The sequence below is a fragment of the Microcoleus sp. C2D2 genome, assembly GCF_036702495.1.
Lineage (GTDB): Bacteria > Cyanobacteriota > Cyanobacteriia > Cyanobacteriales > Microcoleaceae > Microcoleus.
Genome location: NZ_JAUBTO010000302.1, coordinates 1 through 3,805, shown reverse-complemented (window position 1 = coordinate 3,805; position 3,805 = coordinate 1). Strand labels below are relative to the sequence as shown.

5 protein-coding genes are annotated in these 3,805 nt (G+C 43.0%); 2 read left to right on the top strand and 3 right to left on the bottom strand.

The genetic code is table 11. The annotated features are described in order from the left end of the window. Nucleotides 1–567: 567 nt before the first annotated feature. Entirely contained in the window at nucleotides 568–759 is a 192-nt protein-coding gene (locus QUB61_RS38295; RefSeq protein ID WP_333136571.1) for a hypothetical protein, read from the bottom strand. A 234-nt stretch (nucleotides 760–993) separates the two neighbouring features. On the opposite strand from QUB61_RS38295, the gene QUB61_RS38290 reads away from it, so the two are divergent. Further along, on the top strand, nucleotides 994–1,497 hold the full coding sequence (locus QUB61_RS38290; RefSeq protein WP_333136573.1) for a dihydrofolate reductase: 504 nt from the start codon (nucleotides 994–996) through the stop codon (nucleotides 1,495–1,497). Here the strand turns inward: QUB61_RS38290 and QUB61_RS38285 are convergent. Continuing rightward, a complete protein-coding gene (locus QUB61_RS38285) occupies nucleotides 1,494–2,024 on the bottom strand; it encodes a GAF domain-containing protein (protein ID WP_333136575.1) in 531 nt (176 codons plus the stop codon). The genes QUB61_RS38290 and QUB61_RS38285 overlap by 4 nt on opposite strands. Nucleotides 2,025–2,257: 233 nt before the next feature. Between QUB61_RS38285 and QUB61_RS38280 the strand changes: the two genes are divergently transcribed. Further along, on the top strand, nucleotides 2,258–3,346 hold the full coding sequence (locus QUB61_RS38280; RefSeq protein ID WP_333136577.1) for a hypothetical protein: 1,089 nt from the start codon (nucleotides 2,258–2,260) through the stop codon (nucleotides 3,344–3,346). Nucleotide 3,347: 1 nt separating this feature from the next. On the opposite strand, the gene QUB61_RS38275 is transcribed toward QUB61_RS38280, so the two are convergent. After that, a complete protein-coding gene (locus tag QUB61_RS38275) occupies nucleotides 3,348–3,719 on the bottom strand; it encodes a DMT family transporter (protein WP_333136578.1) in 372 nt (123 codons plus the stop codon). Nucleotides 3,720–3,805 lie beyond the last annotated feature (86 nt).

Below are 3,805 nucleotides of genomic sequence, written 5' to 3'. Positions count from 1 at the left end.
CAATGTGCAAGATCATTTCAGGGCTATTGAAAGCCCACACTGTACCTGTACTCAGGTCAGTGCTGGGTAATTTACAAACCACTCTGATCTGCTCTCGATCGTTATTCATGGCTAAACTCCGGTTGAGAAACTGTAGATTTTTACGATTGAACAACCCAGACCTACTTCGTTCAGGGCTGGGTTCTGTTTTTGCTACAAACCAGTCACTTCGTGTAGATAACGGCAAGCAATTAGCGCATCTTCCAAAGGATTAGTGTTATGAGGATCCTGTTGGCCCTCCACCATCAACCATGTTTCTGAATAGGACTCATTGCTTACTCCTTAAAGGTTACTCTTTGATATGATTAGTAGTAGTAAAGATGCGATCGCCCTACGATTGAACAGTGCATTTGCCAGATGACCTGGGACAAAAGCCCGCAGAAACCAGGGCGGGATCGGTGGCTGGTGAAATTGACCTCAAGCAGGCTCAGAAATATGTAATATCATTACTATAGGAACTTGTCAATACCCCGCAAAAGGCGACCGTTGACAGCGCCGAAAGCCTTCAAACAGCAACATCAATAGCCATCAATCTGTTGAATGTGTTGAAGGCATTAAGTTAACTTTTGCGATCGCACCCAAAGGCAAATACACCTGTAGTAACTTACCGCCCTTGCCTTTCCGGGCGATCGTCTGTGAGTCGCAATCATCTAAGTCGATCGCCAGCAGCTTTAAGTTAGCATTCGCTGGAGCGTTGGCTTCTAAAATAATGGCTCTCAACGCCGCCTTTTGCCAGTACCCGAGCTATTGACAAGTCAAGATATATTTGTTTAACTATTCATTCTACCCGATCGATCGAGGAAGCCTTAAAAACGCTCTGGCCCTGCCCGAAGCAGGTTTTTCGCCAAATCGTCGTCAAGGATTCGCTACTTAACATTGACGTTATAAATTAGCTTTTAGGGTGATTTATATCACCTTTTCAAGTAAAAAACAGGCATTAGCATAGGGTCCTTCATGGAAAAAGTCATCATAGCTGCAAAAGCAGCCAATAATGTAATCGGTAAGGATAATTCTCTGCCCTGGCATTTACCCGCGGACCAGGAGTTTTTTCGGCGAACAATCAAAGGTAACTTTCTGATTGCAGGCCGAAAGTTTTTTGAATCAATCCAGGGAAGAGAGGTTTTTCACGAAGGCGTAGAAGGTATCGTTATTAGCAGGCAAAAAGATTATAAATCCCCTACTGTTCGAGTAGCTCAATCGATTGAAGAATCTTTCCAACTGGCTGAACAAAAGAAAGTGCAAAGAATATATATTCTCGGTGGAGGTGAAATCTACCAGCAAACAATTGCTCTAGCCGATCGATTAATTATCACAGAAATCCACGCGAACTTTGAAGGAGATACTTTTTTTCCTGATATCGATAAATCTCGATGGCAAGAAGTGAGCCGGAGCGATCGTAAAAAATATGCTGTCAATCCTTATGATTATTCCTTTGTAGTCTACGAACCGTTAAGCTAAACTCCAGCATTTTTCACATAAGAGATTGCAAATGGTTTCAGCTTTTCTAGAACCTGATGAATTACATATCGGTCGAATTTGTCCCATACTCTGGGATGCCCGAAAATACAAGGTTGTAGAATTGCCCACAGTAACCCATCCTCGCAAAGGTGAGCGTGAATCAATGCTCGATGTCCCAAGTATTTCCGCTCAAAATTAATGTTGAGTACCTCTAAACTAGCTCGCTCAACATCTTCTACAAAGATAGACGAATCAGTACGCAGCGCTGCTGCAAACATTGGATCTTCTCTCTCCCACTCGATTTCTGGCTCCCAGCCATTCGTACTCGTATCTGGAATTTCAGGACTACGCCGCCAGCAGAGATTTTGATACATCCTAGTGTGTGGATTTCGCAGCTGAAGAAAACAGCGATCTGTTTGCAATACTTCGCACACCGCTGGCAGTAGTGCAGCAAATACATCCTCTGGTTTAATGTAGGCTACAAACACGTTTTCTAGAACTTCTGGTAGGACTGCCTCTGTCGTCATAGATCAACTCTGGGATAGAACAGCATGGAATATGCTCTATATGTGTTTTAATATTAATTATATTCTATATAATAGTGCGTTAGAAGCTAACGCACTATACACACTGATATGGTCTAAGCCTTACCTTGACCAACACAGCAGCTAACCAGCAAAAAATCCGAAATTGGCTGCTGTTTAAAAAGCAAAATTAGCTTATCATATAAAATGTAAAATGTAAAATGTAAAATTTGTTGATGTTAACCAATCAATCTTGGCGTTCCCAGATTCACAAATTTTTGGTCACCTCATGCTTGGTATTCTTCGCTGTTATCGCCATCTTTGCGAAGAGTCCAAGTTATGCAATGGCCGCATTGCTTTATCCTGCCAGCGGTAGAGCGGCAGAGGTATACCAAAAATTGGACGCAGCCTCTCACCTAGCCGTTGAAGAAGAACAATTTACCTTTGAGCCAAAAAGCGGCATCTTGGCAGAAGTAAACAAAAAATTCCACGACGACTATGACGAACAAATTCGTAAAATAACCTCTACATTTACAGAACCAGAAGGTCCGACTGTACTTTTGTTTACAATGAACAAGCTAATCCTATTCCACAACGGGATTAGGGAAGAACAAGAATTTATCCCTTCTCTTTATCACCAGCTCAAGGCTATTGAGCATCACCCCCTAGCTCTTTATGTGACTTTAGAGCCCCATAAAGGAAAGGAACTCACAGATTCTCTCAGGGATTTTTTGGAAGATCGCTCTCAGCTATTACAAGAAACCTTCAGCAGTTTGAATAAACAAGATTGGTCTCCAAATGTCGTCGATAACCAGAAATTACTGCTCAAGGACTCGATAGAATATATCGATAAAGTTTTAGGAGAAGGGCGCATCAATAGTGAAAGACTAAACAGCTACGTCCAACAGGTTACTCCCAAAATTATCCGAGGTGTGAATGAGGCAGCGGCAGCCGAATTAGAAAATCTCAATGAGAAGATAAAAAGCTTGTTACCGGAGGATGAGGAGGATGAGGATACATGGAAAGATCCCTATGTGGTTATTTCTAGCGTTCATCAAGCCCGAAATGGTGAGCTTGTCACTCAATATTTCGAGCATATGTTCAACGAATTTCAGGGCGTAGGAGCTGGACGAGAAGATAGGATTGTTTCTGCAGAGTCGAGTGACGAGAAGGAAGCACTCAGATTACTGGCCACCCACATCTTAGATAGAAAAATTGCTTCGGCTTTCTTCAGAGATCCCAGGCGGCTGCAAAGAGATGCCCTTATGGATGCCGCCAACTTCTGGCTGTGGGAACACGCAATGGATATACCAAAATGGCCTTAAGCTAATTATTTTTTTGACCTGAATCCTTTACGTTGCTTCCTGCAGCTCGATCGCGCTCGCGCGATCGAGCATCAGCCTTTCTTTGGCTCAGAGCCATTATCATCCCCACTATCACCATAACTGCGCCAACGTAACCTCTCATACTAAAATTTTCTCCGAGTACAAAGAAGGCGTAAATTGACCCGAAAACTGGTTCCAGTGTTTGGATTAGCCCACCTTCAAAAGCTGCGATCCGGCTCAATGCCTTGGCCTGTAACCAGGTAACGATTCCCGTACCAACTATGCCAAGGTAGAGGAGAGCGACTAAATTTTTGGGATTGATTAAATTAGTGCTAATTATCTCAATCTGTCCGATTAGTTGGGGTGCAACCAATAACCAACTTAGGATCGCGAATTAAATAACTTACAATTTTAATTGTTATTGTGGGATGGGCGTCCCGCCCGTCCTTTTTGGACGGG

Excerpts from the sequence above, each read along its gene's own strand:
- QUB61_RS38285 (WP_333136575.1), bottom strand. The coding sequence starts at position 2,024 with ATGACGACAGAGGCAGTCCTACCAGAAGTTCTAGAAAACGTGTTTGTA.
- QUB61_RS38290 (WP_333136573.1), top strand. The coding sequence starts at position 994 with ATGGAAAAAGTCATCATAGCTGCAAAAGCAGCCAATAATGTAATCGGT.
- QUB61_RS38280 (WP_333136577.1), top strand. The coding sequence starts at position 2,258 with ATGTTAACCAATCAATCTTGGCGTTCCCAGATTCACAAATTTTTGGTC.